At 44.9% G+C, this 23,926-nt stretch carries 20 protein-coding genes; 6 read left to right on the top strand and 14 right to left on the bottom strand.

From position 1 onward, the window contains the following. Nucleotides 1-47: 47 nt before the first annotated feature. On the top strand, nucleotides 48-953 hold the full coding sequence (locus FIV04_RS20705; RefSeq protein WP_152470357.1) for a LysR substrate-binding domain-containing protein: 906 nt from the start codon (nucleotides 48-50) through the stop codon (nucleotides 951-953). A gap of 20 nt (nucleotides 954-973) precedes the next feature. Further along, entirely contained in the window at nucleotides 974-1,294 is a 321-nt protein-coding gene (locus tag FIV04_RS20700; protein WP_032550331.1) for a heavy metal-binding domain-containing protein, read from the top strand. A 73-nt stretch (nucleotides 1,295-1,367) separates the two neighbouring features. Here the strand turns inward: FIV04_RS20700 and FIV04_RS20695 are convergent, their stop codons facing one another. The 4 genes from FIV04_RS20695 to FIV04_RS20680 all read right to left on the bottom strand — a co-directional run bounded on the left by FIV04_RS20695 (nucleotide 1,368) and on the right by FIV04_RS20680 (nucleotide 4,573). Next, nucleotides 1,368-2,633 (bottom strand): peptidoglycan DD-metalloendopeptidase family protein, encoded by a 1,266-nt coding sequence (locus FIV04_RS20695; protein ID WP_152470356.1) that lies wholly within the window; start codon nucleotides 2,631-2,633, stop codon nucleotides 1,368-1,370. 137 nt (nucleotides 2,634-2,770) lie between these two features. After that, a complete protein-coding gene (locus FIV04_RS20690; protein ID WP_152470355.1) occupies nucleotides 2,771-3,613 on the bottom strand; it encodes a tetratricopeptide repeat protein in 843 nt (280 codons plus the stop codon). A 201-nt stretch (nucleotides 3,614-3,814) separates the two neighbouring features. Continuing rightward, nucleotides 3,815-4,237: a hypothetical protein gene (locus tag FIV04_RS20685; protein WP_152470354.1), complete on the bottom strand. Its 423-nt coding sequence runs from the start codon at nucleotides 4,235-4,237 to the stop codon at nucleotides 3,815-3,817. Between the two features lie 51 nt (nucleotides 4,238-4,288). Then, nucleotides 4,289-4,573 (bottom strand): hypothetical protein, encoded by a 285-nt coding sequence (locus FIV04_RS20680; RefSeq protein ID WP_152470353.1) that lies wholly within the window; start codon nucleotides 4,571-4,573, stop codon nucleotides 4,289-4,291. A 345-nt stretch (nucleotides 4,574-4,918) separates the two neighbouring features. Between FIV04_RS20680 and FIV04_RS20675 the strand changes: the two genes are divergently transcribed. Continuing rightward, a complete protein-coding gene (locus FIV04_RS20675; protein WP_253895548.1) occupies nucleotides 4,919-6,436 on the top strand; it encodes an arylsulfatase in 1,518 nt (505 codons plus the stop codon). Between the two features lie 31 nt (nucleotides 6,437-6,467). Here FIV04_RS20675 and FIV04_RS20670 read toward each other — a convergent pair whose 3' ends face one another. From FIV04_RS20670 to FIV04_RS20660, 3 genes are all read right to left on the bottom strand, one after another. Further along, the gene (locus FIV04_RS20670) at nucleotides 6,468-7,382 is read right to left on the bottom strand and encodes a LysR family transcriptional regulator (protein ID WP_152470351.1); all 915 of its coding nucleotides are present in this window, start codon (nucleotides 7,380-7,382) and stop codon (nucleotides 6,468-6,470) included. 314 nt (nucleotides 7,383-7,696) lie between these two features. Continuing rightward, entirely contained in the window at nucleotides 7,697-9,481 is a 1,785-nt protein-coding gene (locus FIV04_RS20665) for an ABC transporter ATP-binding protein (protein WP_152470350.1), read from the bottom strand. Continuing rightward, nucleotides 9,475-11,238, bottom strand: a complete 1,764-nt coding sequence (locus FIV04_RS20660) for an ABC transporter ATP-binding protein (RefSeq protein ID WP_152470349.1) — start codon at nucleotides 11,236-11,238, stop codon at nucleotides 9,475-9,477. Before FIV04_RS20660 ends, FIV04_RS20665 begins: the two co-directional genes overlap by 7 nt. Nucleotides 11,239-11,560: 322 nt before the next feature. Here FIV04_RS20660 and FIV04_RS20655 point away from each other — a divergent pair, with 322 nt between their 5' ends. Continuing rightward, complete coding sequence (locus tag FIV04_RS20655) at nucleotides 11,561-12,433, top strand: aspartoacylase (RefSeq protein WP_150868685.1); 873 nt, start codon at nucleotides 11,561-11,563, stop codon at nucleotides 12,431-12,433. Nucleotides 12,434-12,584: 151 nt separating this feature from the next. Here FIV04_RS20655 and FIV04_RS20650 read toward each other — a convergent pair whose 3' ends face one another. From FIV04_RS20650 to FIV04_RS20640, 3 genes are read right to left on the bottom strand one after another with little or no spacing between them, the layout of a single operon-like run. Further along, on the bottom strand, nucleotides 12,585-13,586 hold the full coding sequence (locus tag FIV04_RS20650) for a GTP-binding protein (RefSeq protein WP_152470348.1): 1,002 nt from the start codon (nucleotides 13,584-13,586) through the stop codon (nucleotides 12,585-12,587). After that, the gene (locus tag FIV04_RS20645; protein WP_152470347.1) at nucleotides 13,576-14,136 is read right to left on the bottom strand and encodes a carbonate dehydratase; all 561 of its coding nucleotides are present in this window, start codon (nucleotides 14,134-14,136) and stop codon (nucleotides 13,576-13,578) included. The genes FIV04_RS20650 and FIV04_RS20645 overlap by 11 nt, the downstream gene beginning before the upstream one ends. 36 nt (nucleotides 14,137-14,172) lie before the next feature. Then, nucleotides 14,173-15,507, bottom strand: coding sequence for a dihydroorotase (locus tag FIV04_RS20640; RefSeq protein ID WP_152470346.1), 1,335 nt, complete (start codon nucleotides 15,505-15,507; stop codon nucleotides 14,173-14,175). Nucleotides 15,508-15,851: 344 nt separating this feature from the next. Here FIV04_RS20640 and FIV04_RS20635 point away from each other — a divergent pair, with 344 nt between their 5' ends. Then, on the top strand, nucleotides 15,852-16,901 hold the full coding sequence (locus tag FIV04_RS20635; protein WP_152470345.1) for a polysaccharide lyase family 7 protein: 1,050 nt from the start codon (nucleotides 15,852-15,854) through the stop codon (nucleotides 16,899-16,901). A gap of 109 nt (nucleotides 16,902-17,010) precedes the next feature. Here FIV04_RS20635 and FIV04_RS20630 read toward each other — a convergent pair whose 3' ends face one another. The 3 genes from FIV04_RS20630 to FIV04_RS20620 all read right to left on the bottom strand — a co-directional run bounded on the left by FIV04_RS20630 (nucleotide 17,011) and on the right by FIV04_RS20620 (nucleotide 21,017). Beyond that, nucleotides 17,011-18,456, bottom strand: a complete 1,446-nt coding sequence (locus tag FIV04_RS20630; protein ID WP_152470344.1) for a sucrose-6-phosphate hydrolase — start codon at nucleotides 18,454-18,456, stop codon at nucleotides 17,011-17,013. Between the two features lie 23 nt (nucleotides 18,457-18,479). Next, a complete protein-coding gene (locus FIV04_RS20625) occupies nucleotides 18,480-19,412 on the bottom strand; it encodes an aminoimidazole riboside kinase (protein WP_152470682.1) in 933 nt (310 codons plus the stop codon). A gap of 165 nt (nucleotides 19,413-19,577) precedes the next feature. Beyond that, nucleotides 19,578-21,017 carry a sucrose-specific PTS transporter subunit IIBC gene (locus FIV04_RS20620; protein WP_152470343.1) on the bottom strand — a complete coding sequence of 480 codons (1,440 nt, stop codon included), beginning with the start codon at nucleotides 21,015-21,017 and terminating at the stop codon, nucleotides 19,578-19,580. A gap of 233 nt (nucleotides 21,018-21,250) precedes the next feature. Between FIV04_RS20620 and FIV04_RS20615 the strand changes: the two genes are divergently transcribed. After that, nucleotides 21,251-22,237 carry a LacI family DNA-binding transcriptional regulator gene (locus FIV04_RS20615; protein WP_152470342.1) on the top strand — a complete coding sequence of 329 codons (987 nt, stop codon included), beginning with the start codon at nucleotides 21,251-21,253 and terminating at the stop codon, nucleotides 22,235-22,237. Between the two features lie 177 nt (nucleotides 22,238-22,414). On the opposite strand, the gene FIV04_RS20610 is transcribed toward FIV04_RS20615, so the two are convergent. Further along, entirely contained in the window at nucleotides 22,415-23,788 is a 1,374-nt protein-coding gene (locus FIV04_RS20610; protein WP_152470341.1) for a carbohydrate porin, read from the bottom strand. Between the last annotated feature and the right edge of the window lie 138 nt (nucleotides 23,789-23,926).

The following is a 23,926-nucleotide window of genomic DNA, read 5'->3' as shown; positions in this document are numbered from 1 at the left end:
AAAAAATAGCGAGTAATATTAACCAGAACTGTAAGGAAAACTTACTTATGAAGAAACTCGTTCCATTAAAGTCAATCTACGCTTTTGTTGCTGTTGCTGAGACAGGGAGCATGACCGAAGCCGCTAAGGCGCTGTTTGTTAGCCACTCCGCAGTGAGCCAAGCGATCAAATCTTTAGAGCAGCAAGTCAATAAACCCCTGTTCCAACGTGTCGGGCGACGTGTCGTTCTTAATGCTGATGGTAAGCGCTACTATCGAAAAGTCGCACCTGCTCTCGAGCAGATTGTCGATGCAACAGATCAATTAGCCAATACACCGAAGGAGAACCGATTAACCGTCAATATGGTCAACTCGCTGGCGCTACACTGGTGGATACCTAGAGTTCCTATGCTGCAACAGGACTCACCAAGCTTAGATATTCGACTCTCTAACCGCATCGGTTACTTCGACCTCGATCAAGAGGGTGTCGATATTGCGTTAGTACATGGAAAACCGCGAGAGTGGCAAGATTACTACTGTGAAAAGCTTGGTGACGATGAGCTAGTGCTAGTCGCGAGCCCCAACTTAGTCAGTGAACAAGGTTCGCTATCAATGGAAGAGCTGCTCAAGACCTACCCCGTTATCGGTGTTTTTAACCCACGCAGGGAGCACGACTGGCAGGTGTGGTGTGATGCACACCAATTACCTATGCCCTTCTTCAGCACCAACCTCTCCTTTGATGTCTCCATTCAGGCGGTACAAGCAGCGACACGCTCTCTTGGCATACTTGTCACTCATCGACTGTTTGTTCGTGACGACATAAAACACGGAGCTTTGGTTGAAATCAGCGAGCCTGTTTCAAACCCGCATCAAGACTATTACTTTGTCTGTTCAGATAACAAACTCAAAAATGAAAGTGTGCTAAAACTAAGAGCATGGCTACGGGCACAATTTACCTCGAACCATCCAGATTAAACCAATAAGGGAATAGCATTATGATCGTGACAACAACCCCGTCGATTGAAGGCAAACGTATCGTCGCTTACAAGGGTGTGATTGCCGGAGAAGCCATCCTCGGCGTAAACGTGTTTAAAGATATGTTTTCTGGCATTCGAGACTTCGTTGGCGGCCGTTCTGGTACTTATGAAAAAGAGCTCGAAAAAGCACGTTCTTATGCGTTTCAAGAATTAGAACTAAAAGCTCAAGAGCTGGGTGCCAATGCAGTTGTTGGTGTCGACATTGATTACGAAGTACTAGGTCAAGGCAACGGCATGCTGATGGTTTCAGCCAGTGGCACAGCGGTGGTCGTCGATTAATACAACAAAGCCCTTTGGTAATATCACCAAAGGTCTTTGCTCTTGTCTATTCGTGGTTCTGGGGTTCTAAAGGTTAGCTAGCTTGGTCTTGATGACCTTGTACCAATTTGTCGAACTCAGAAATACGTGCATAAAAGGCACCCTTTTCTTCTTTAGAGATCGAGCTTGCCATCGGTAGGTTTGCTTTCATTGGATCAACAGCGCGATCGCGAACCAGCACTTCAAAGTGCAAGTGTGGGCCTGTAATGCGACCCGTTGCTCCGGCAAGGGCGATCTTCTGACCTCGTTTCACTTGCTGGCCTTTCTTCACCAAGAATCGGTGTAAATGCAAGTAACGCGTTTTGTAAACGCTGTTGTGTTCAATGACTAAGTACTTACCCGCATATGGGTGGTTTCGCACTGCGACAACTCTACCGTCACCCGTTGAATAGATAGGCGCTCCAACCGGAGTCGCGAAGTCTGTTCCGTTATGCGGAGTAATACGCCCTGTCACCGGGTGTTTTCGTCTAGGGTTAAATGCTGAAGTGATTCTGCGATACTGGCGATCCACCGGGTAGCGATCGAACGCTTGTTCCAAACTGTTGCCTTCTCGATCGTAAAAACGACCATCGTCAGCAAGAAACGCAGCAACTTCTCGACCGCGAAGCTGAATAGAGATCCCTTGGACTTCTGTTTTTCCCGTTAAGTGGTCATCCGCATACTGTTCACTGACTAACACGCTAAAACGATCGCCAGCTCGTAAATCACGGGCGAAATTGATCTTATCTCTTAACGTTCGAGTGATATTGGCGATTTGGCGGCTCGATAAGCCAATTTTATGTGCAGATAGCGAGAAGCTGCCATTCACTTCGCCGGCGTACATCTTCTCTTTCCATTCACCCGGCATTTCGATGAACTGATAGTCAAAGCTGCCATCGTCATTAAGTGAATAGACTGAACGCTCAATCAAGCTTTCATGATACGTGAGCTCGACAAGACGGCGGGTGTCCTTGTCGACAAGCAGCTCTAAATGCTCCCCAGGCTTGATGGTATCTAACTTTAGCGATTCCAGATCAGCTTCTAAGATCTTGTGCGCGGTTTCGTATGGCAGTTGCCACGAAGCAAACACATTACTCAAAGTATCCCCGACTTTAACGAAGTAATGCACTCTCACGAGGTTACTATTCGACTCCGAAGCTTCGACAGACTGAGGGGTAATAACCTCACTCTCTACCAACTCTTGATAAGGTGTGACTTTGATTTCGATTTCTTGAGGCGGTTCAGGCTCAATAGAAAGGACGGCAGCTAGCGAAAAGGCAACAATAGCGATAGTCACTAGTCCTAGGCGAATAAACTTCATAGGTCGAATAGAGCTTGCAGAGGTAAAAAACTCCAATTGTTATAACATAACAATTGGAGTTGATAAACCGGTGTTTGTAACAATCTATCGAGCTATTCCTCAGCTCTATCTGTTACTGTCTGGCCTATATTGCAGACCTATTGCTCCTCACGTAACGCTTCAAAGCCTTCTAAACCTCTTAACATTTCGAAGTCGGTTTCATCAGAGATAAGGTCTCTCATTGAGGCACTTGCTTCTATTGAGCGTTTCAGATCTTCAATCGCTTGAGATTCAGAGCCTAAACGTGCGTAGGCACAAGCACGTTGGTAAAGGGCGTGCGCATTTTGGTCATCCACTTCTAATACACGGTTACATAGGCTCATTGCCCAGTGGAACTCTTGCATCTCCATGGCTGCATCCGCTTTGTAAGTCAGTGCTTCCAAGTCACCCGGACGAATCTTAAGGATCTCGTCATAGATCTCTAACTTCTGCTCTGGAGTCTGTTGGTTCTGAGCTCTCAGCCAAAGGTTATGTACTTCGTTAATGATCTCAATCTCGCGATTGTTTTCCGAGATGATGCGAGTTTTACGTTTTAAATCCCGCTCTAAGGCAACAAACTTCTTCTCGTACTCTTGAGCGATCTTATTCAACCGTTGGTCAGCCATCTCTTTGGTATTGTGTTTGATTTCTTTGAGCGATTGCCAACCAATCAACGCGATCAAAGAAGCCACACCAGCGATAATGTAGAAGAAGTACGTGACCGTAACATTCGCATAGTTCAGTGACTTGTCCGCGACTTCTAGCTCACGGTCGGTGATTTGAATGGTCATTCTACGCTCAAGGTCTTGCTGTTCAATTCGCAGAGACTTGAGTTCATCCAAGATGTAACGCTCCATCAATGGCCTATCAAGGTACTCCTTCTCAGAATATCGAGTCTCTTCAGACGCAACCCCCATCATAGGTAACACTGCCATTATTACTAACCAAACCACTCTTAGCATCGTATATTCCTTATACATCTTGATATTAGGTCACTCTATATTGAAATTGTGCAATTCGCTAGTCGAGAAACCAAGTCAAAGTAATTTTGAAGTGTGCCTTAAAGTAGTCGTAAAAATAACCCTCCCCAGAAACAAAAAAACCACGGCGAGCACCGTGGTTTTCTTTAATTTGAATTAGCTTAAATGGGCTTTAAAGCAAAATTAAGAAAGCTTTTGCAACCAAGCTTCACACTTAGCCGTGAACTCGGATAAATAGAGCTCTGGATTACCTAGCTTTTCCCCACCTTTTACATCCGCGCCAGTAGCACGCCAATAGTTACGAGAAATGAGATTACGATTGAAAACTAAATCGCTCACTTCTGCCTTAGTTAGCGGAATTTTGCTACCAAATACTTGGTAGTAAAGATCTAGAACCAATGACAGATCGCTGCTGTTACCTTTCAGAAAAGTATCGGCATTTAGCTCTATCGCTTGGCGCTCATGTTCATTGCTGTCAGTGGTAACCAACTGAGCAATGACCGTATAAAGTGAGAACTCAACCTTTTGTGCTGCAAGCAGTGCTGCGCCCAATAGCGCATGTTCGTTAGACAGTTTTTCTGTTGATGAAGCGGTAGCTGTTGTCACTGTGTTAACCTCAAATAATGATAAAAGTCGTGCTTAGTCGCTCAAAAAGACTTAAGCACTCTTACTCCAATTTACTGCACCTTCTGACTCGGCACGTTCAGCATCAAACACGATATAATCAGATGCACCTTCTGCTTTCACAATTTCAACTTTACCTTTAAAGCCGATTTGGGAGAGCTTCTTGGTCAGGTGTTCAGGAGCGGTTTCAAATACCACCTTCATAAACGGCAGTTGCTCAGCATGAACAAAGCCATGCTCATTAAACAGGTCCATTGCTTGAACTAAATGGTCTGAATCGGTTAACTCAATAATTTCTACAACTTCTTCCAACAACATTTTCTATTCCATACTCGCCAGAAAGTGACTGACACGAGCATCGTGCTGTTGCTCGTATACATTTCAATGCTTAAAAAAGCACCCCTTTAGTAGTACCGAGAGGATAACATATTTCCCGAAGTAAAATATGTTTATTTTGACCATTCTCTTGATACGAAACCGCGTACTTTTTTCTTGTTTATCAATGACAACTTTATCGGTTAACAGCCATCAACTCCGCGATTTAACCATAATTTATACCCTGTAGTCCTCTAGGTTAATTGCATTTTGTTACTTTCTTCTCAACCAAATTCAGAACAACGAGAGGACTCGACCTTGACTACCTTCACCAAATCCGTACTTGCAATGAGCGCCCTAACTGTCGCTCAAGGTGTTGCGGCAGCAGAGCAACCCAATATTCTTGCTATCTGGGCAGATGATCTAGGCTACTACAATACCAGCGCTTACAACCGTGGCATGATGGGCTACGAGACTCCAAACATCGATCGTATCGCCCACGACGGCGCTATCTTCACAGACATGTACGCACAGCAATCGTGTACTGCAGGCCGAGCGGCATTCATCACTGGTCAGCACCCTTTCCGTACCGGCCTTTTGACCATTGGTATGCCGGGCTCTGACCACGGTATTCCTGACTGGGCACCAACCATCGGTGATGCACTTAAACAAGAGGGTTACGCGACAGCACAGTTTGGTAAGAACCACTTAGGCGATCAAGACAAACACCTACCTACTAACCACGGCTTCGATGAATTCTTCGGTAACCTTTATCACCTAAATGCTGAAGAAGAACCAGAAACCTATTTCTATCCAAAAGACCCTGAGTTCAGAAAGCAATACGGCCCACGTGGTGTTATCAAAGCCACTGCAGATGGCAAGATTGAAGACACTGGCCCACTGACTCGCGCTCGTATGGAAACCATCGATGAAGATTTCACTGAAGCGGCAATCACCTTCATGGAGAAATCAGTGAAGGCAGACAAGCCATTCTTCGTTTGGTACAACTCAACTCGCATGCACGTATGGACTCGTCTCAACGATCATTACGATGGCATCACAGGTCAAGGTATCTACGCAGATGGTATGCGCCAGTTAGATGACAACGTCGGTGCATTATTAGATACGCTAGAGCGTCTAGAGGTTGCGGACAACACCATCGTTATTCTTTCTACCGATAACGGCGCTGAGAAGTTCACTTGGCCAGATGGCGGTACGTCTCCTTTCCACGGTGAAAAAGGCACAACTTACGAAGGTGGTATGCGCGTGCCACAAATAGTGAAGTGGCCGGGCGTTATCGAACCGGGCTCTGCGGTGAACGCGCTAATGTCTCAAGAAGACTGGCTACCGACACTGGCAGCAGCGGCGGGTAACGACAACATTATCGACGAACTGAAGGAAGGCGTAACACTGAATGATAAAGAGTGGCGTGTTCACCTAGACGGTTCTAACTTCAAACCATTCTTCGAAGGTAAAACGGAAAAAGGCCCTCGCGAAACAATTCTGTATTTCTCGGCGAACGGTGAGCTAAATGCACTGCGTTGGAATGATTGGAAAGCGAGCTTTGCGATGATGGAAGGCGACATGCAATCAGCCGTGCGTCAGGCTCCAGCTTGGGCATCAATTACTAACCTACGTATGGACCCATTTGAAACAGCAGCGAAAGAGTCTGGCATGTACACGCGCTGGATGATCGACAACATGTGGCTGTTTGTGCCAATGTCTCAAGAAGTGGCGAAGTTTATGGGGTCTCTAGAGGGCTACCCAATGCAAGCCGGCCAAGGCTTTAGTGCTGCAAACATCAACTACAACACGTTGAAGCTTCAGAAACTTGTGCAGAAAATGCAACAACAAGGCGCGAATTAATCCAACTTCAAACGCCTTGCTAAAACAGACTCTAATTAAAGCCCCACTGGGGCTTTTTTTGTGAGGCATCAATTATCTTTTTTCTAAACCACGAGTGCGCCATGTCTGAATTGCGGCTCTTATGCCATACCAGATATTCAATGCCTAAGTCAGATTCAAATGGCAACGGTGACACTTGAAAGTCTTGTGACAATCCAAACTTCTCTATCACTGACTCTTGGCTAATACAGACCAAGTCAGTACCTTTCACCATGTCGAGCATTTCGAACGGCCCCGGCGCTTTGCGCGCGACTTTTCTTTTTTGAGCATACTTACTGTTTTTCATCAGTGGCGAATCTTCAGTATTCCACATGCTGTGCACCACGTGCTTCTCTGACAAGTACTCTTGCAGCGTAATACTCTCCCCTAGTCGCGGATGGTGCTTGTCGTAAACCACCACCATGCGTTCGCTAGCTAGCGGTACACATTCCAGTGCAGGGTCACTGGTTGGCACATGTGCGATACAGAGGTCATAACGATGTTGGCGTAAGTCCAATGCGATATCACCAGTGTACAGAGGGTCAATGTTGATTCCAATATCAGGCGTCTCTTTGTAAAGCATGTCTGAGACTCGCTTCATGACCGAGTAAATCGCACCGCTAATGCACGCGACATTAAACGATCGGTCAATTTTGCTTGGGTCGAATTTACGCTTGCTTGGAAATGTCGATTCAAAGGCATCGTATGCTTGCTTGATTTGTGGATAGATGTCGTAACAGAAACGGCTTGGTCGATAGCCCTCTTTGGTTTTCACAAATAAGGGATCATCGTAGGTTTCTTTGAGTCGACCTAGTGCTTTACTGACAGCAGGCTGGGAAACGCCAAAGCGCTTGGCTGTATTGGAGATAGAAAGCTCTTCCATCATCACAACAAAATAGGGAATTAAGCTAAAGTCTGTATTTTTCATGTTCTGTTCCGCATGCTCTGTTTCAAGAACGTTGGGGTTACCTGATACCTCACACCTCGATAGTCCGTTACTGAGATTGAAAGCACTCACAAATATTCTCTAACGTTAACAACGTAGAATTCCCATCACCCCTATCAATATCAAACAATGGCTAAGTTATATCGAGTATAACTCGCGGTTATGCCCCAGCTTCTTCCCCTGCCTGCAAACTAGAAAAGCAATATAAGAGCCAATCAGAGTCAGTTCAAAATGAAAAAGCCCCAGCTTAATTAACTGAGGCTTTGGACATGCATTTTTACGATTTTTAAGGCTTATTACGCTTCAACCGCTTGTGGTTCGCTGGTTTCAACAATGGACTCATTGAGTAGCCCTGCATATACACCGTTGTGGTCAACCAATTGTCTGTGATTACCGCGTTCAACGATTTCACCCTTCTCCAGCACCAAAATCATGTCGGAGTGACGAACGGTGCTCAAGCGATGGGCAATAGCAATCACAGTCTTCTCTTTGAACAGTTTCTGCATCGCTTTTTGGATCAGATCTTCGGTAATTGAATCGACTGAACTGGTCGCCTCATCTAGCATCATTACCTGACCACCTTGCGCCACAGCGCGAGCGAACGAGAGCAGCTGAGTTTGACCCACTGACAAGTTCGAGCCGTTCTTATCAAGATGGAAGTCATACCCATTAGGTAATTGCTTAACGAATTGGTCCGCATATACATAACGCGCGGCTTGCTCAACGTGTTCACGAGAAACATGTCCTTTTCCGAGTGCGATATTAAAGTGAACACTCTCTTCGAATAGATGTACGTCTTGCATCATCAATGAAAACAGGTGCGCTGAGTCTTCCATTGAAATATCTGACAACTCGATGCCGTTAAGTAGAATACTGCCTTCATAATTCTGATAGGTTTTCGAAATCAAACGCATGATCGTCGACTTACCAGAGCCTGTCGAGCCCACCAGTGCAATCTGATGGCCTTTCTCTAAAACGAAAGAGACATCCTTTAGCACATAAGGCGCGTCTGGCTTATAGCGGAAGCTAACATTCTTGAATTCCAAACTCACGAAATCACGTAGTTGCTCTTCAACTTGGAGTGACGGCAGCAGTTTTCTCCCCTGCTCCTCTGTCGGCTCAACAAATAGCTCTTCAATATGGTCAAAGGCTGCAAACGAGCTCTGAATAGAAGCGATCTGCGAGGTAAAGTCACGAATCGGAACAAACACTTTCTCTAAAGTATTAATGAAAGCGATCAATACACCCAGAGTTAAGCTACCCTGCAGAACCTGTTCTGAACCAAACCAAATCATCAATGCGATGGTTATCGAGGTGACACCGGAGATCACCGAAAACAGAATCGCATCGTACTTATTGATCTTCTTCTGTGCTCTTAAAAACTCATCGGTATAGCCTTTGAATCTTTTCTCGACGGCTTCTTCGGCACGGTACAACTGAACGGTTTTCATGCCTAACAAGGCTTCTTGTAAAAAGCCAATTCCGCGAGCCAATGACGAACGAGTAATAAGATGCATCTGACGAAGCTTATTACGGACAAACACAGTCAAATACGTCACTGGTGGCATCACCACTAATACAATCAAAGTGAGCTTCCAATCGATGTAAAACATCATTCCAATCAAAGCGAGCGTATTGAGCGTATCTTTTACTAAACCGACCACAGATTGAATGAAGGTCTCACCAATGGTTTCTAGATCGCTGGTTAGACGTGACAGCGTGATGCCAATCGGTGTGTTATCAAAGTAGCTACGTGGCAGTTTAAGAACACGAGCAAACAGCACCGAGCGCATATCTGTGATGGTCCGCTGCCCTGTCTTTCTGAGGTTGTAAGAGTAAGTCGTATCGACCACATAGCTGACAATCAGTACCGCGACCAGGTAAAACACGTATTCCAGCAAGCCATCGATATTGCCATTACTCAATTGAACGTCGATGACTTGAATGATCAGCCACGGAAACAACAAACTCGTGATAATGGTGAGCGGCAACATCGCAATACCAATAAATGCGGTGCGTTTGTACTTCTTCGCAAACTGCAGGAAGTGTTTGAGATATTGAATATCAACGCCTTTTAACATGCCGCTGCCTCCGCTTCATTTTGCTGTAATTGCCACGTCTCATAGTAGTAAGGACATGTTTTTAGCAGAGTTGTATGATCGCCTTTAGCGATCACTTTTCCTTGATTCAAGACGATGATCTCGTCCATATACTCTAGTGCGTTGACGCGATGTGAAACCACCAGCACCGATTGATTTTCTAAGCGTTTAAACAGCCCTTCTAGAATCTTTCTTTCGGTTTCATAATCGACAGCTGAGAGGACGTTATCCATGATGATCAGGTCAGCAGGCTCTAATAGTGCTCGCGCAATACTCAAGCGTTGCTTTTGCCCGCCAGATAACATGATGCCCTTCTCTCCCACCAAGGTTTGGTCACCCATTTCAAGACGTGCTACATCATTTGCCAGCTGGCTAAGGTTCAACACTTCATCCACTTGTTCTTTAGCAATGTCAGTTTTAGTACTACCAAATCGAATATTCTCTTCAACCGAAGCTGAAAACAGGTATGGGTCTTGAGTCACGGTTTTAACGTAGCGGCGCAAATCGTTACGCGAAAACTCAGTGATGTCTTTATCACCCAGAAACACACTCCCTGTTGCCACATCTAAATGATGATTCAAGCAGTTAACCAGTGTCGTTTTACCAGAGCCAATACTACCGAGTACCCCTACTTTTTTACCTGCCGGAATATCAAAGCTAATGTCATCCAACACCAAGCGCTCTTCACCTTCGTATTGATAACTGAGGTGTCTTACTGACAGCGTTTGACCTTTCAGTGCTACAACTTCATCGGTAGTTAACGTCATTTCATCCCGTTCAGGCACCTTCGCATTCAAAATGGTTTGTGCACTCGTGATGCCCACAATGCCACGCTGGTAAATGGTCGCAATACGCCCGAGCTGCATCAGTGGCATGGCTAACAGTACCGAATAAGTTAAGAAAGCAGTGATTTCACCAAGCGTAAGCTCTTGATTAACAAGCATGTAGCCACCTAAACCAAGAATCAGGATCTTCATTAGGTCATTGGCATAATCTAAAACAGGCATAAAGAACACTTGAATACGTGTGATCTTGATTCTGCATTGCAACAACATCTGGTTAAGCTTCTCAGTCTCTGCTCTCACCCACGGTGACATTTGTTGGCTCTTTATCAAATCGATGCCCGATAGGTAACTCATCAACTGTGCAGACAAGTTCTGTAATCGCTTCATATGCTCCATATGCAGTGATTTCATTCTCACAAAACCCACGCGGAAGATAACGAATGCAATCATGATCGGAATCACGGAGTACATGGTAAGTTCGGGCGAAATTCGCCACATCCACAACGGCGTTAAAGACAGCGCTAACAACGCGTTGAAAAACTGCAAAAATCCAACACCAAACAACAAGCGTACACCTTGCAAGTCATTGTTAATGATTGAAATTAAACGTCCAGACGCAAACTGAGAGTGGAAACTATTTGGTAACCGATTGAGCTTTTCTAACAGTGTATTTTTGAGAGAGGCTTCGGTTATACGCCCCGGATTAAGCGCATAAATACGCGACCAAATCCGCACAATGATCATCGACACCGACATCACCACGATGATCGCAATATACGTTTTCAGCTGATCATGACCTGCTACCGATGCATCATCGATAAGATCAATCGCCAACTGGATGTAGCGAGGGATTTCAACCTGCAGCCAGTTAACAAGAAATATGAAAACAATCGCAAGCAGGTAAGACTTACGATTCAAACGCAGGTAGTGCGCGAAAAACTGAGACTTAGTCATATAGGTCTTTCTTTGAGCCTTTTGGGGAGCGTTATCAACCAGTGTCGATGAGGGTTAACGTTTACAGTACAAAGGTAACCCAAAAGTAACTAGTTGACAAGGTCAACTATAATTAAAATCCCAAATAGGCTGAAGATGATCCAAGTTCTGCTTTTCCTCGCTACATATTCAGCAATGACGTTAAGCAGCTGCCAACAAACGTTGAACTCATACAAAAGACTTAATTGTTATGATATAACATTGCCAAATATTATTATCCACAGTGCTGGCTATACTGGTCAATACTGTTTTCAAACGCAGTAACATTTGGAACATCACGCTCATGGACAAACTAAATCGCGTTCTACTGGTTGCGGGTACACATGGCAACGAGTTAACAGGAATCTATCTACAAAAGCTCATCAAAGACCGTTTATATAACGCAGATCGCGCGACATTTTCGGTGCTATCGATGACAGGAAACCCAGAAGCCGTTAAAAAGAACGTGCGTTTCATCGACGACGATCTCAATCGTCAGTTTGCAGTAAGGAACAGCGATGACAGCGAAGCGAATGCTGAACAAACACTTGCGCAAAAAATCGCTTCGATGCATTCAGACAACAATAAACAACTGATTGTTGACCTTCACAACACCACCAGCAATATGGGAGCAACCTTAATTTTGCTCTCAAACGACCCTTTCTATGAAAAGATGGGCGCGTATGTGAAACAACGTATGCCAGAATCTAATATTCTGTTTGAAGATCGCAAACCCTGGCAGGATCAACCATACCTTTGCACTACCGGTCAGCATGGCATCATGATTGAAGTTGGTGCTCAAGCACATGGTTCGTTAACCTACAACTCATTGGAGCTAATGAAACAGATGCTGACCCTGGTACTAGACTATGTTGAAAAACATAATTTAGATCAGGTTGGAGAAGTAGAAAACTACGACGCCTATTACTACCTCGAAGAAGTTAAAATCCCACTCGATCACGACGGCATGCGCGCAGCAACGGTGCACCCAACAATATGCGGGCGTGACTTTGAAGTGGTTAAGCAAGGTGATCCGATACTGGCTACCTTCTTCGGATACGATGTACTTTGGGAGAGCGAGAAAGAGGTTTACCCGCACTTTATTAACGAAAGTGCCTATAGCGCAGCGAACATCGCGATGGCATTGGCGGAAAAGAAAAAGGTCATTGTGGCCTAATAATTTGTACCAACCACACGATACTCTGACGAATACTGTTGCTAGCTAGCCTCAGAACCTTCTAAAGACAAAAGCCCCTAAAACACTATGAAGCGTTTAAGGGGCTCATTTTTAACCACCTCACAATAGACAATTTGGCAAACCGTTGGCTCTAAGCAGTCAAGCAGCTCAGCAATTTGCTCTCTAGTTCTGCATCCATTTCTGTCGCTATCACCTCTATACGGCTTTCGCTACAATCATCCAGCTCGGTCTCCGTCAGGCCATCTGCTGTTTGGTTGTAACCAAAAATGCCATCTTGGGTGATAAACACGGCTTTCATACGCTCTGAATCGATCGTCAACAACAGTTTAACTACGGCTTCGCGCTCAAATACCTTATCTGCAGAGAAACGCCACCCCTCACTGTGAAAACCTTCACCACTGTTGCTGGCTTTAATAACACCCTCTTCTGGCATTGGTAGTTCCGATGCTAATGGCTTACTGTGGCCGTGATGATGATGGTGATGTTCATGAGCGTGTGCTTGGGTATCGCCATCAAACTCATGCTGAGCAATCTCACCGTGCTCCGCAAAAACGACTCTGGTGTTAGGTTTTGCCACCTTAGCGACGTATGCCTCTAGCTTCTCTTTATCGCCGTCTTGGTAGAGGTCAATTTTATTACCGACAACGGTATCAGCGATGGCAATTTGCTGATTGAAGGTATCGTGCTCAGTGTAACGAGGATCTGCAAGTTTACGTGCATCAACCAAGGTAATGTTCTTTTGAAGCGATAGTACCGTGCGATAGTGCTCAGATGATAAAACCTGCAATACTTCTTTTGGATGACCCAAACCAGTCGGTTCAATCAACAGACGATCAGGCTTCGCTTCAGTGAGCAGTTGATTAAGCGCGATCTGCATAGGTAAACCAGCCGCACAGCACATACAGCCTCCTGGTACCTCACGAATAAACACCGATTGAGTGTCTGACTTCTGTCCCTTTATCAGGCTGCCATCCACACCTATCTCACCAAACTCATTAACCAGCACAGCCCATTTCTCGCCTTCCGGTTTGTGCTTCATTAAGTTAAGAATGGCAGAGGTTTTTCCCACCCCAAGGAAGCCAGTAATAATATTGGTGGGCACTCCTGAAATAGAAGCTTGTTTAGAGCTCATTGGCGATTCTCCTATAACCTTGAACAAGGGTGTGATTCGCTGAGACAACCGATTCAGAAAACGCCGAATACTCTGGCGGTACTTTAGAGATACTATTTAAGTCAAATTCAGCACCAATATTGCTCATCGGCGGCACATGGAAATTCTCTGGAAGGTCTCTTCCATCAACCACACAGTTATGGCGGATCACACAGCCTTTACCAATAACAGTATTGAACACCACTGAGTTGAAGCCAATAAAAACGTCGTCGCTCACTTCACAAGGTCCGTGAATAATTGAGCGGTGGGCAATAGAAGAGCGTTCGCCAATGGTGACCGCCGCTCCAGCTTTCGAATGAATCACAACCCCATCTTGGATATTGGTATCGCGCTTGATGACAATCGCTTCCATATCACCTTCTTCATTCACCTCGTCAGCACGAATCACAGCGTATGGGCCAATAAATACATTCTCTTCGATAATAACCTTACCGCAGATGATGGCTGTAGGGTCGATAAATGCCTTTTCAGAGACTTGCGGCATATGACCGCTTGGATTTCTTCTTAACATACTACTTACTCACAACAACAGGTTTTGAAACTTAAATTATCTCTCAAATGCTAGGCGCATCGCTTTAACTGGTTGGTCAGTCACGGTTTGGTTCTCATACACAAGTTGACCGTTGACCCAAGTGCCATCAATACGTGAAGAGAAAGTGTGTCCAGCGAAAGGCGTCCAACCACAATGATATAAGCTGTTTTCGTGGGTCACTTCTGTTGAAGATTCAATATCGACAAGCACCAAGTCAGCAAAGTACCCCTCTCGGATGAATCCACGATCTTTAATGCCGTAACGAATAGATGGGTTGTGAGCCGTTTTTTGAACGACCTGCGCAATCGTCATACGCTCGCTATTGACGTGATCGAACAGGGTCAACAATGCATGCTGTACAAGCGGTAAACCCGCTGGTGCTTGCTCATAAGGAACCTGTTTTTCTTCCCAAGTGTGAGGCGCGTGATCAGTCGCAATAATATCGATTTGGCCCGTCTGAAGAGCCGCTACGATCGCATCTCGATCGCTAGGGTATTTCACAGCAGGATTACATTTAATCTGGTTGCCTAACGTGGCGTAGTCTTCGTTGCTGAACCAAAGGTGGTGCACACACGCTTCAGCGGTGATGTTTTTGCCCTCAATCGGTCCTTTGTCAAACAGAGCGAGCTCTTTCTCAGTCGTAATGTGTAAAACATGCAGCTGACTGTTGTGCTTCTTAGCTAAATCAACCGCGTAAGAAGAAGACGCATAACACGCCTCGTCATCTCTTAGCACTGGATGATCATCTATTTCTAATGTCGCTTTTGACTGCTTAAGTTTATCTAGATTTTTCTGGATTAACGGACCACTCTCACAGTGGGTAACAATAAGCACAGGGGAATCACGGAATATCGCTTCTAAAGCATCCGGAGCCTCTACCAGTAAGTTGCCCGTCGATGCACCCATAAACACTTTCACGCCACAGTGAATCGCTGGGTCTAGTCGCTTGATCTGCTCTAAGTTGTCCTCCGTTGCACCCAAGTAGAAGGAGTAGTTTGCTAACGAGCGCTCTTCTGCGATAGCGAACTTTTTCTCCAGCGCTTCAATTGTCGTCGTTGCAGGATTTACGTTTGGCATCTCCATATAACTGGTAATGCCGCCAGCGACAGCTGCTCGAGATTCAGTGGCGATTGAGCCCTTATTCGTTAAACCCGGCTCTCTAAAATGCACTTGGTCATCAATCATTCCCGGAATAAGGTAGCGACCTTTGGCATCAATAATTGAGTCATCAGGATGTGCCTCAATCCCCTTTGCGATCCTATCAATGCGTTGACCAACAATTCTCACGTCAGTCTCAATAACCACCCCTTCATTCACCACTTGGGCATTTTTGATCAGCGTTGCAGACATAGTATTTAACAAGCTCCTTGTCATTGTTAAAGGTTAGGTTGCAATGACCACTAGACTATTGGTGCCCCTCTTCAAGACAACAAAGGTGCTAACGCTCAATTTAATGTTACGTTATAACATAGCTAATATGGAGTTGTAACTCTTTGCATGGTTTATTGATTAGCTTGTTAGTGAGCTTTAATAGTCATTGCTATCGAGAGTATGGACAGTCAGACAGCCCTCACAGTGACCTCATTAAATCCCAAGAAAATGTGATCTTATTTACACATAGGGCGATCAAGCCTTTCTCTTGTTTCAATGACAACTATTATGTATGACAATATTACATAATAAGAGTGCCAATAATGAACAAAAGAACCCTAATTGCTGCATCTGTACTGTTGTCTATGCCTTTAGCTGCTATGGCTGAAGTGATTAACAATGGCGTATCCCACGCCGTCCCTGCCGATAAGTTTGACATGCGAAACTGGAAGATCACGATTCCTTCTGACATCAATGAAGATGGGCGCATCGACGAGATCGAAGGCGTCGCAATGATGAGCTACTCTCATGAAGACTTTTTCTTCCTGAACGAGGATGGTCACCTTGTGTTTGAGGTGCACAACAAGGCGATCACAACCAAGAACTCAAAGAACGCTCGTTCAGAACTACGCCAAATGCCGCGTGGCGCTAACTTTGACAACATTCTTACTGACGACAAACTCAATCAATGGGCACTCTCTAGCCACCCAGAAGCAGACAAATACAGTGCTGTTGGCGGAACACTCGAGGCGACTCTCAAAGTTGATCATGTATCCATCAATGCTAAACACCCAGAAAAGTACCCTGCCCACTCTGTGGTAGTGGGTCAGATCCACGCCAAGAAACACAATGAACTCATCAAAGCAAAAACAGGCTATGGGCACGGTAACGAACCATTAAAAATCTTCTATAAAAAATTTCCGGGCCACGAGTACGGCTCTGTATTCTGGAACTACGAGCGTAACCTAGCGAAGAAAGATCCAAACCGTACTGATATCGCTTATCCAGTTTGGGGGAACACTTGGGAGAACCAACAAGAGCCGGGCAAGGCAGGCATCAAGTTAGGTGAAGAGTTTAGCTACCGCGTCGAAGTGAAAGAGGCCATGATGTATCTAACCTTTGAAACCGCACGTCATGACACGGTGAAATACGAAATTGACCTAAGTAAAGGGATTGATGAGAAAGACTTCCCTACAGGTTACGCTGAAGATGACTTCTACTTTAAAGCCGGCGCATATGGCCAATGTAGCGTGAACGACACTCACCCAATTTGGGGACCGGGTTGTGCGGGTACAGGTGACTTCGCAACAGATAAGAAAAACGGTGACTACAACAGCGTGACCTTCTCAGCGTTGAAATTAAACGGAAAATAACGATCTTTTTAATGTCATAGAACAGAAATGACCTTCAAACACGATGGCTTGAAGGTCATTATCAATGCGACTATATGAGTTGATGATGAAGGAGTTAGTCAGTACTTTTCTAATCGAACAACCCAGTCACAGGTTGCATCGAGTAGTAACAGGCTCGCTCTAAACCTCTCTCAGAGACCAACTGTAGATCATCAATGAAGAAACGACTGGTCATAGTATGTCTACCGCCATTGATGAAAATCTCCATCACCGAATTATCAATATAGACATCAATCACTTGTCTTTTGCTCAACCTCGGCGCTTTTCGCACATCTCCAAACTCTTGAGCATAGTTCTGAGACATTTGGCTGCGATCGAGAGCAAATTCATTTTCATCGGCACTAAAGGTCACCTTGTCGCCACGCTCATTTCTTAACTCCAACACAAACTCATCACTTTCGAGTTCCAAACGAAGCATGAAACTTGTTTGATTCAGCACGTTTGTTCCAGAGAAGACTTCTTTCTTCCCTTTCAACTTATCGATCTCAGCGACAGGTGATTGAATTAAGTAGCCCTCTTCCAAACGTAGTTCACGTGGTAATGACAGCATACCTGCCCACTGATTCTTAACCGATGGCGCGTCGATGTCAGGTAACCCAATCCAAGCAATCAAAATACGGCGACCTTGTTCATCTAAATAGGTCTGAGGCGCATAGAAATCAAAGCCATAGTCAGGTTGAATAATATCTTGGTGTCCTTCAAGTTCCATTGACTCAAGGTTCAATCTGTCACCAACAATATAGGCGACCGAGTAAATATTTTTAAAATCGTAAGCATTGCTGGATGACACACCTTGTGGAGAAAACAGCATGGTTGACTTGCCATCAATTTCAAAAAAATCAGGACATTCCCACATGTAACCGAAGTCTTGGTAACGAGTTTTTATCGGCCCTTTATGCTGCCAAGTTTTTAAATCTGGACTTTGATAAAGCACCATTGAACCACGTTCAGTTGGAGTTTGGGCGCCCACGACCATGAAGTACTGGTCATCCTTTTTCCATACCTTAGGGTCTCGAAAATGCTCAGTGTAGTGATCATTTTCAATAATCACGCCCTGCTTATCGATCGTACCTTCTGCCGTCATGGTTGCGAAACACTGCGTAGGCTCTCGGATCCAATCTTGGTCGCGTTTATTACCTGTGAAGAAAAGCAAGGCTTGCTCGTTATCGACAAGCGCTCCGCCCGAATAGACACCGTGTGAGTCGTAATCATCACCAGGCTCTAGGCCTACTCCGTGATCGGTAAAATGGACAAAATCTTTGGTTGATACGTGGTACCAATATTTCATGCCATGAACAGGGCCAACCGGAGTCCATTGATAGAAGATGTGGTGTTCGCCGTTGAAATAACAAAGGCCATTTGGATCGTTAAGTAAGCCAAATTTTGGGGCAATGTGATAACTAGGAAAACCAGCATCCGTAACGCGAGCTCTCTCCATTTCAGCCACTTCTTGCGATGTAATCTGTTCTAAACGGCGATACCTTTGTTCCACAGTCCAATTACTATTTGCATTCATGCATTGTTCTCTAGTCTCGTTGACTACGACTGCGCGCAGTGGATGAACTGAATAAGTTCTTCTTGGGTAGGGAGTGCAGTCATGGCACCTTTTTGCGTTGTTGCAAGTGCACCGCAGCCATTTGCCCACTCGATCGCTTGATCGATCGTGGCGAGATTATCCCAATGTTGCTGTTGAGAAAGTCTTGCGAGCAGGCCACCGACGAAGGCGTCACCAGCACCAGTCGTATCAACTGGCTGTACGACTTGACCTGTTACTCGCTTTCCTGAACCTTCAAAGATTCGCCACACTCCCTTGGCACCTTGCGTAACCAAAATGAGCGTGCTGTCAAAATCAGCGATAGCATTTAGACCTTGTTCAACCGATTGAGAACCAGTCAAAAGCACTAATTCCTCTTCAGAGAACTTGACGACATCAGCCAGTGCCACAGCTTTCATTACAGTACTTTTTATTTCAGACGGATTCGCCCATACCTCTTCGCGCAAGTTTGGGTCGAAACTCACATAGCCACCGACTCGTTTGATTCTATCAATTGCTTCAAATGTGCTGCTTCTGCTTGGTTCATTAGCCAGAGAAATAGAGCAGACATGTAACCAATCACCTTGCTGAAAGCTTGGAATATCATCGTTGACCATAAACTGATCGGCACTTGGCTTAACCATAAAGGTAAAGCTGCGCTCACCATCATCATCCAAGTCAACCACTACCGTTGATGTTCTGTGTGTCGGATCTTGAACCAGAAAATCGGCATTTACATTTTCTTTGGTCAGTGTCGTCTTCATAAAACGACCAAACGGATCATCTCCAACTCGCCCAAAGAAAGCACTTTTGCCCGAGAGGCGAGAAACGGCAACTGCGACATTAGCAGGAGCCCCACCAGGGCATTTCAGTAGCGTCGAGTCCGAGTCGGGAATTAAGTCAACAACAGCATCACCTGTTACCCATACTTGATTCATCATACTTACCTTAAACAAACATATTGATAAATAAGCGGCGACGTCTCGTTGCCTCTATCAATGAAAAAACAAAAAGGCTAGCCAAGATAAGATACTTGGCTAGCGCCCCAACAATTTAGGAAAAGAAGTGGAATTGGGGGAACCCCACCCTTAAGGAGTTCAAATCTAAGCCGTAGCCTTACGGTTTTGCTTTACCTGTTCACGCATACCAAGAACAACAGTCAGTGCAAACGCGGTAATAAACGCGATGATCATACCAACAATGTAGTAACCAATATGCTCAGGAGAAATTGAGATAATACCCGGTAAGCCCGCTGCACCTAGTGCCTGCGCTTTCACATTGAACATTGTAATAAAGGCACTCGATAGAGCTGCTGCACACACAGCGGCGATGAACGGGTAACGCAGTTTTAGGTTTACACCGAACATAGCAGGTTCGGTAATACCTAGTAGACCGGTGACACCAGATGGAATCGCAATCCCTTTCATCTTTTTGTCTTTGCTCATGACGCCAACTGCAAGTGCTGCAGCACCTTGAGATACGTTAGACATTGCTGCAATTGGGAAGATAAATGTACCGCCAGTGATTGCAATATCAGCAAGCAGCTGTGTTTCAATTGCGATAAAGCTGTGATGCATACCGGTAATAACAAACGGCGCATAAATAAAGCCAAATACCGCACCACCAACAAAGCCAGCAGAGTTGTAAAGCCAGTTTAGGCCATCACCTAGTAGGAAGCCGATATCACGTGTAAACGGACCAACAACGGTGAACGTCAATAGACCCGTGATAAAAATGGCCAATAGCGGTGTTAAAAGGTTATCCAGTACTGACGGAATCACTTTACGTAGGCCAAGTTCAACCTTAGCTAAAATGAACGCTGAAACAAGAACCGGAAGTACTGAACCTTGATATCCAACCTTCTGGATTTCAAAACCCATGATGTTCCAAACAGGAATGTTGCCTGAAACAGCAGCACCGCCGAAGCCCCAGCCATTGAGCAGTTCTGGGTGAACCATCAGCATACCCAATGCTGCACCTAGATATGGATTACCGCCAAACTTCTTACTTGCAGAGAACGCTAATAAAATAGGTAAGTAAACAAAAGGAGCATTAGCGAAGGTATTGATCATATTCGCAAGGTCAGTTAACCCTGGATTGGCGTCAATTAGAGATTGGCCATCAATAAACAAACCTTGTGCAGTCAATAAGTTATAAATGCCCATCAACAAACCACCAGCAACGATTGCTGGAATAATCGGAACGAAAATGTCAGAGAGTCCCTTTACCGTTCTTTGCACAATATTCTGTTTGTTGGCACCTGCAGATGCGACGTCATTGGTCGACATCTCACTCATGCCAGTTAACTTCGCCAGCTCGGCGTAAACTTGGTTAACGATTCCCGAACCAAAAATGATTTGGTATTGACCCGCTACTTTGAACTGACCTTTGACCCCATCAAGATTATCGATGGCTTGCTCGTCAATTTTTGATTCATCGGCTATGGCAAGGCGCAAGCGCGTTGCACAGTGTGCGAGAGCGGTAATATTGCTCTTGCCACCTAATAGAGTTAACAGCTCTTTGGCTACTGCTGGATAATTCATTTCATACCCCATTGGATTATTAATTTGAGCCTTTCGAAATTTTCGGGAACGTTTGCAAAAAGAATTTTTGCTGATTACTAACAAATGATCAAAGATATCTGCTCAAGAGTGTGAGAAAGATCTTTAAATTATCTCCCTAAATGATTCCGACAGGGTTAAAATTCCCATTAACTTAAGCAACGAGTCTCATCTCTTTGCAAACAATCCCAAAAATAAATGAATGGATAGTGTGAATGGCAAGTCTGCATGATGTTGCACTTCTAGCTGGCGTCTCAAAGTCGACAGTTTCACGTGTTATTAATGATGAATATGGCGTCAAAGAGGCCACTAAGATCAAGGTTCGCAAGGCCGTAGAAGAGTGTGGCTATGTTCCTAACCAAGTCGCAAAGGACCTTAAATCTCGTAAAACAAACCTTGTTGGTGTGATTGTCCCACGCGTCTCCTCTCACGCTACGTCACAAGGCGTTGACGGCTTAACGGCAGTGCTTGAGCAGGCAGGCAAGCACGTATTGTTAGCCAGTACCCATCAAGCGCATCAAAAAGAGTTGGAATACATCCATATCTTTAATCAGAAGCGAGTGGAAGGGATTATTCTCTACGCCACCCACCTAGACAAAACGCTCGTAAAGGCAATTCAAAGCTCTGCTGTTCCAGTGGTGTTGGTCGGTCAAGATGGTTCGATGTTCAACATACCTAGCATCATTCATGACGATACTCGTGTTGGCTTTGAAGCTGGAAATCGTCTGGTTAGTAAAGGATGTCAAACACTTGGCTTTATTGGCGTTCAAGGCGACGACATCGCCGTTGATAAGCAAAGATCTCAAGGCTTTGAAGATGCCCTCAAACACTATGACCTAGAATTAAAATTCCATGCTCGAGGCGATTTTACGATTGAGTCGGGCTACGAACTGGCCAAAGAACACCTCGAGAAGTTCCCGAAATTAGACGGCCTATTCTGTGCGACAGACCGTATAGCGATTGGTGCTATGAGGGCCATTCAAGAAGCCAAACTTGAGCCTGGGAAAGATATTTTCGTACTTGGTGTTGGTGACGATGAACTCGCTTCAGTCTGTACTCCTACCCTATCAACGTTCAACTATGCGTTTGATAAAGCGGGAGAAAATGGAGCAAAATTACTGTTAGATAGAATTGCGAATAAAGGGTTTGAGATGAGTAAGATGGTACTCACCTTTCAAAACATTGACAGGCAGTCTTGTTAATCGCTTCAACAAAGGCAAGAACAAGGAAAGAGCTACTCTTCTTTTCTCATTCTCAATAAATACTCAATAAAAATGCCAACCTCTGCAGTTGGCATTTTTGTCTTAGTGATTAATATTATCTTAGTAACTAACTTTTTCTTAGTAACTAACTGTACCTTAAGTAATTAAAAGTTAATGTTAGAACCAAGTTTCCATCTGAAGCGCGAACAGAACTTCTCCACCATCCCCCATCGTAGATGCATCCGGTTCTTGGCTGATAGCATAACCATTCAGCTCATCGCTCCAATCTACGTAGCTCACAGCAAAACGTAGTTCAGGACGATCAAAGAAGCCTGTACTGGTTGAAAGCTTCAGAGTCGGAGCAACGGTCGCTTTGTAAAAACCGCCACTCGCTTGTTCGACAGAGTTATCAAGGTCCATATATTGGTATGAACCCTCATACACCATCTCAAAGTTTTCATTGAACTCTTGAGCTAATCGAACATTGAGCGATGCCCATGTGTATTCATCATTCTTCTTTAGGCGATCTTGACTGCGTTCAGCCATAAACGCTGGAGCAATACGCCAATTATCAGCGAAACGTGTGACACCATAACTGAATAGACGTAGTGCTTTCGCGTCATCTAACAGATCGCCGTTTGACCCTATGCCTTTCAACTCAGCACCCAAACCACTACCAACAATGAATCCAGTTTTTGAGAAGCCTTCGCTCATTCCGTAGAAGCTCTCTGCGTGGAAAGCGAGCATCGCGTGCTCACCGTGATCAGCGGCGCCATCAGTACGATCACTATTGTCTGCTGACGTCATCGCACTCAACATAAATTGCCACTGCCCAATGCGGTTATTCATCGTCGCAATGTAGTTTTCAACATCAGTTGATGAGCTATCAATTTCGCCAAAGTCGCGACCGTAAATCGAGAAGTTAGCCTTCCAGCTTTCATTTAGTTGAACATCGTAAACACCCGCACCAGTACCCGACAAGAATACGATATCAGAGTCAAAGAAGTGGATATCAAAGTTATCTCTGTCAAATCGCTTACCCGCCCAGAACGTTGCCTCAGAAAATGCTTCTGAGTCTGAGAACATTGCTAAGTTTTTCAATTCGGAATAAACCTGACGTACGTTCAATTGGCTTTCACTTGCCGTCCATTCATTGTTTGTTTCAGTGCTGTCTGCAAGCATGATTCTAAACAACGCACTTGAACCATCATCCGCAAAGCGCTTATGAATCAAGTTCGCTTCTACGTAGTGGTCGTCCTCAACTCCCAAGCGACCTATTGGTGCACCAATAGCTCCCGCTGCTGTCATGTATGGCCCTGTACCCGTCGCGCCATTTAAGTCATCATTAATTAATAACCCAGATCGTGCATAGCCGTGAAACTCAAATGTCGATGCCTTCTCATCGGCTGCCACTGCGACCTGTTCAGTTTGTTCGATTCTTTTCTCTAACTCGTTGATTCGCTGTTCTAATTCAGAGACCTCTGTTGATGCCATTGCTGATAAAGCTACCAAACTCATTGCTACAGCCATTGCTAAATTATGTCGTTTCATGTCCTTTGTCCCACGTAATGATATTAAGAATTATTGCAAACGTTCCCAATAAAATTTATAGGCGATTTAAGAATAGAAAACAGATGATAAGCCGATATTTTGATGCATATTCATACTTATAAAAACATCTGACTTGTA

This window comes from Vibrio sp. THAF190c, from assembly GCF_009363355.1.
Lineage (GTDB): Bacteria > Pseudomonadota > Gammaproteobacteria > Enterobacterales > Vibrionaceae > Vibrio > Vibrio fortis_A.
Note: the sequence above shows the minus strand (reverse complement) of the source record. Positions and strands in the feature narration are given on the sequence as shown.

Excerpts from the sequence above, each read along its gene's own strand:
- FIV04_RS20615 (WP_152470342.1), top strand. The coding sequence starts at position 21,251 with ATGGCAAGTCTGCATGATGTTGCACTTCTAGCTGGCGTCTCAAAGTCG.
- FIV04_RS20690 (WP_152470355.1), bottom strand. The coding sequence starts at position 3,613 with ATGCTAAGAGTGGTTTGGTTAGTAATAATGGCAGTGTTACCTATGATG.
- FIV04_RS20670 (WP_152470351.1), bottom strand. The coding sequence starts at position 7,382 with ATGAAAAATACAGACTTTAGCTTAATTCCCTATTTTGTTGTGATGATG.
- FIV04_RS20700 (WP_032550331.1), top strand. The coding sequence starts at position 974 with ATGATCGTGACAACAACCCCGTCGATTGAAGGCAAACGTATCGTCGCT.
- FIV04_RS20680 (WP_152470353.1), bottom strand. The coding sequence starts at position 4,573 with ATGTTGTTGGAAGAAGTTGTAGAAATTATTGAGTTAACCGATTCAGAC.
- FIV04_RS20655 (WP_150868685.1), top strand. The coding sequence starts at position 11,561 with ATGGACAAACTAAATCGCGTTCTACTGGTTGCGGGTACACATGGCAAC.
- FIV04_RS20610 (WP_152470341.1), bottom strand. The coding sequence starts at position 23,788 with ATGAAACGACATAATTTAGCAATGGCTGTAGCAATGAGTTTGGTAGCT.
- FIV04_RS20625 (WP_152470682.1), bottom strand. The coding sequence starts at position 19,412 with ATGAATCAAGTATGGGTAACAGGTGATGCTGTTGTTGACTTAATTCCC.
- FIV04_RS20665 (WP_152470350.1), bottom strand. The coding sequence starts at position 9,481 with ATGTTAAAAGGCGTTGATATTCAATATCTCAAACACTTCCTGCAGTTT.
- FIV04_RS20635 (WP_152470345.1), top strand. The coding sequence starts at position 15,852 with ATGAACAAAAGAACCCTAATTGCTGCATCTGTACTGTTGTCTATGCCT.
- FIV04_RS20660 (WP_152470349.1), bottom strand. The coding sequence starts at position 11,238 with ATGACTAAGTCTCAGTTTTTCGCGCACTACCTGCGTTTGAATCGTAAG.
- FIV04_RS20640 (WP_152470346.1), bottom strand. The coding sequence starts at position 15,507 with ATGTCTGCAACGCTGATCAAAAATGCCCAAGTGGTGAATGAAGGGGTG.
- FIV04_RS20630 (WP_152470344.1), bottom strand. The coding sequence starts at position 18,456 with ATGAATGCAAATAGTAATTGGACTGTGGAACAAAGGTATCGCCGTTTA.
- FIV04_RS20620 (WP_152470343.1), bottom strand. The coding sequence starts at position 21,017 with ATGAATTATCCAGCAGTAGCCAAAGAGCTGTTAACTCTATTAGGTGGC.
- FIV04_RS20675 (WP_253895548.1), top strand. The coding sequence starts at position 4,919 with ATGAGCGCCCTAACTGTCGCTCAAGGTGTTGCGGCAGCAGAGCAACCC.
- FIV04_RS20705 (WP_152470357.1), top strand. The coding sequence starts at position 48 with ATGAAGAAACTCGTTCCATTAAAGTCAATCTACGCTTTTGTTGCTGTT.
- FIV04_RS20695 (WP_152470356.1), bottom strand. The coding sequence starts at position 2,633 with ATGAAGTTTATTCGCCTAGGACTAGTGACTATCGCTATTGTTGCCTTT.
- FIV04_RS20650 (WP_152470348.1), bottom strand. The coding sequence starts at position 13,586 with ATGAGCTCTAAACAAGCTTCTATTTCAGGAGTGCCCACCAATATTATT.
- FIV04_RS20645 (WP_152470347.1), bottom strand. The coding sequence starts at position 14,136 with ATGTTAAGAAGAAATCCAAGCGGTCATATGCCGCAAGTCTCTGAAAAG.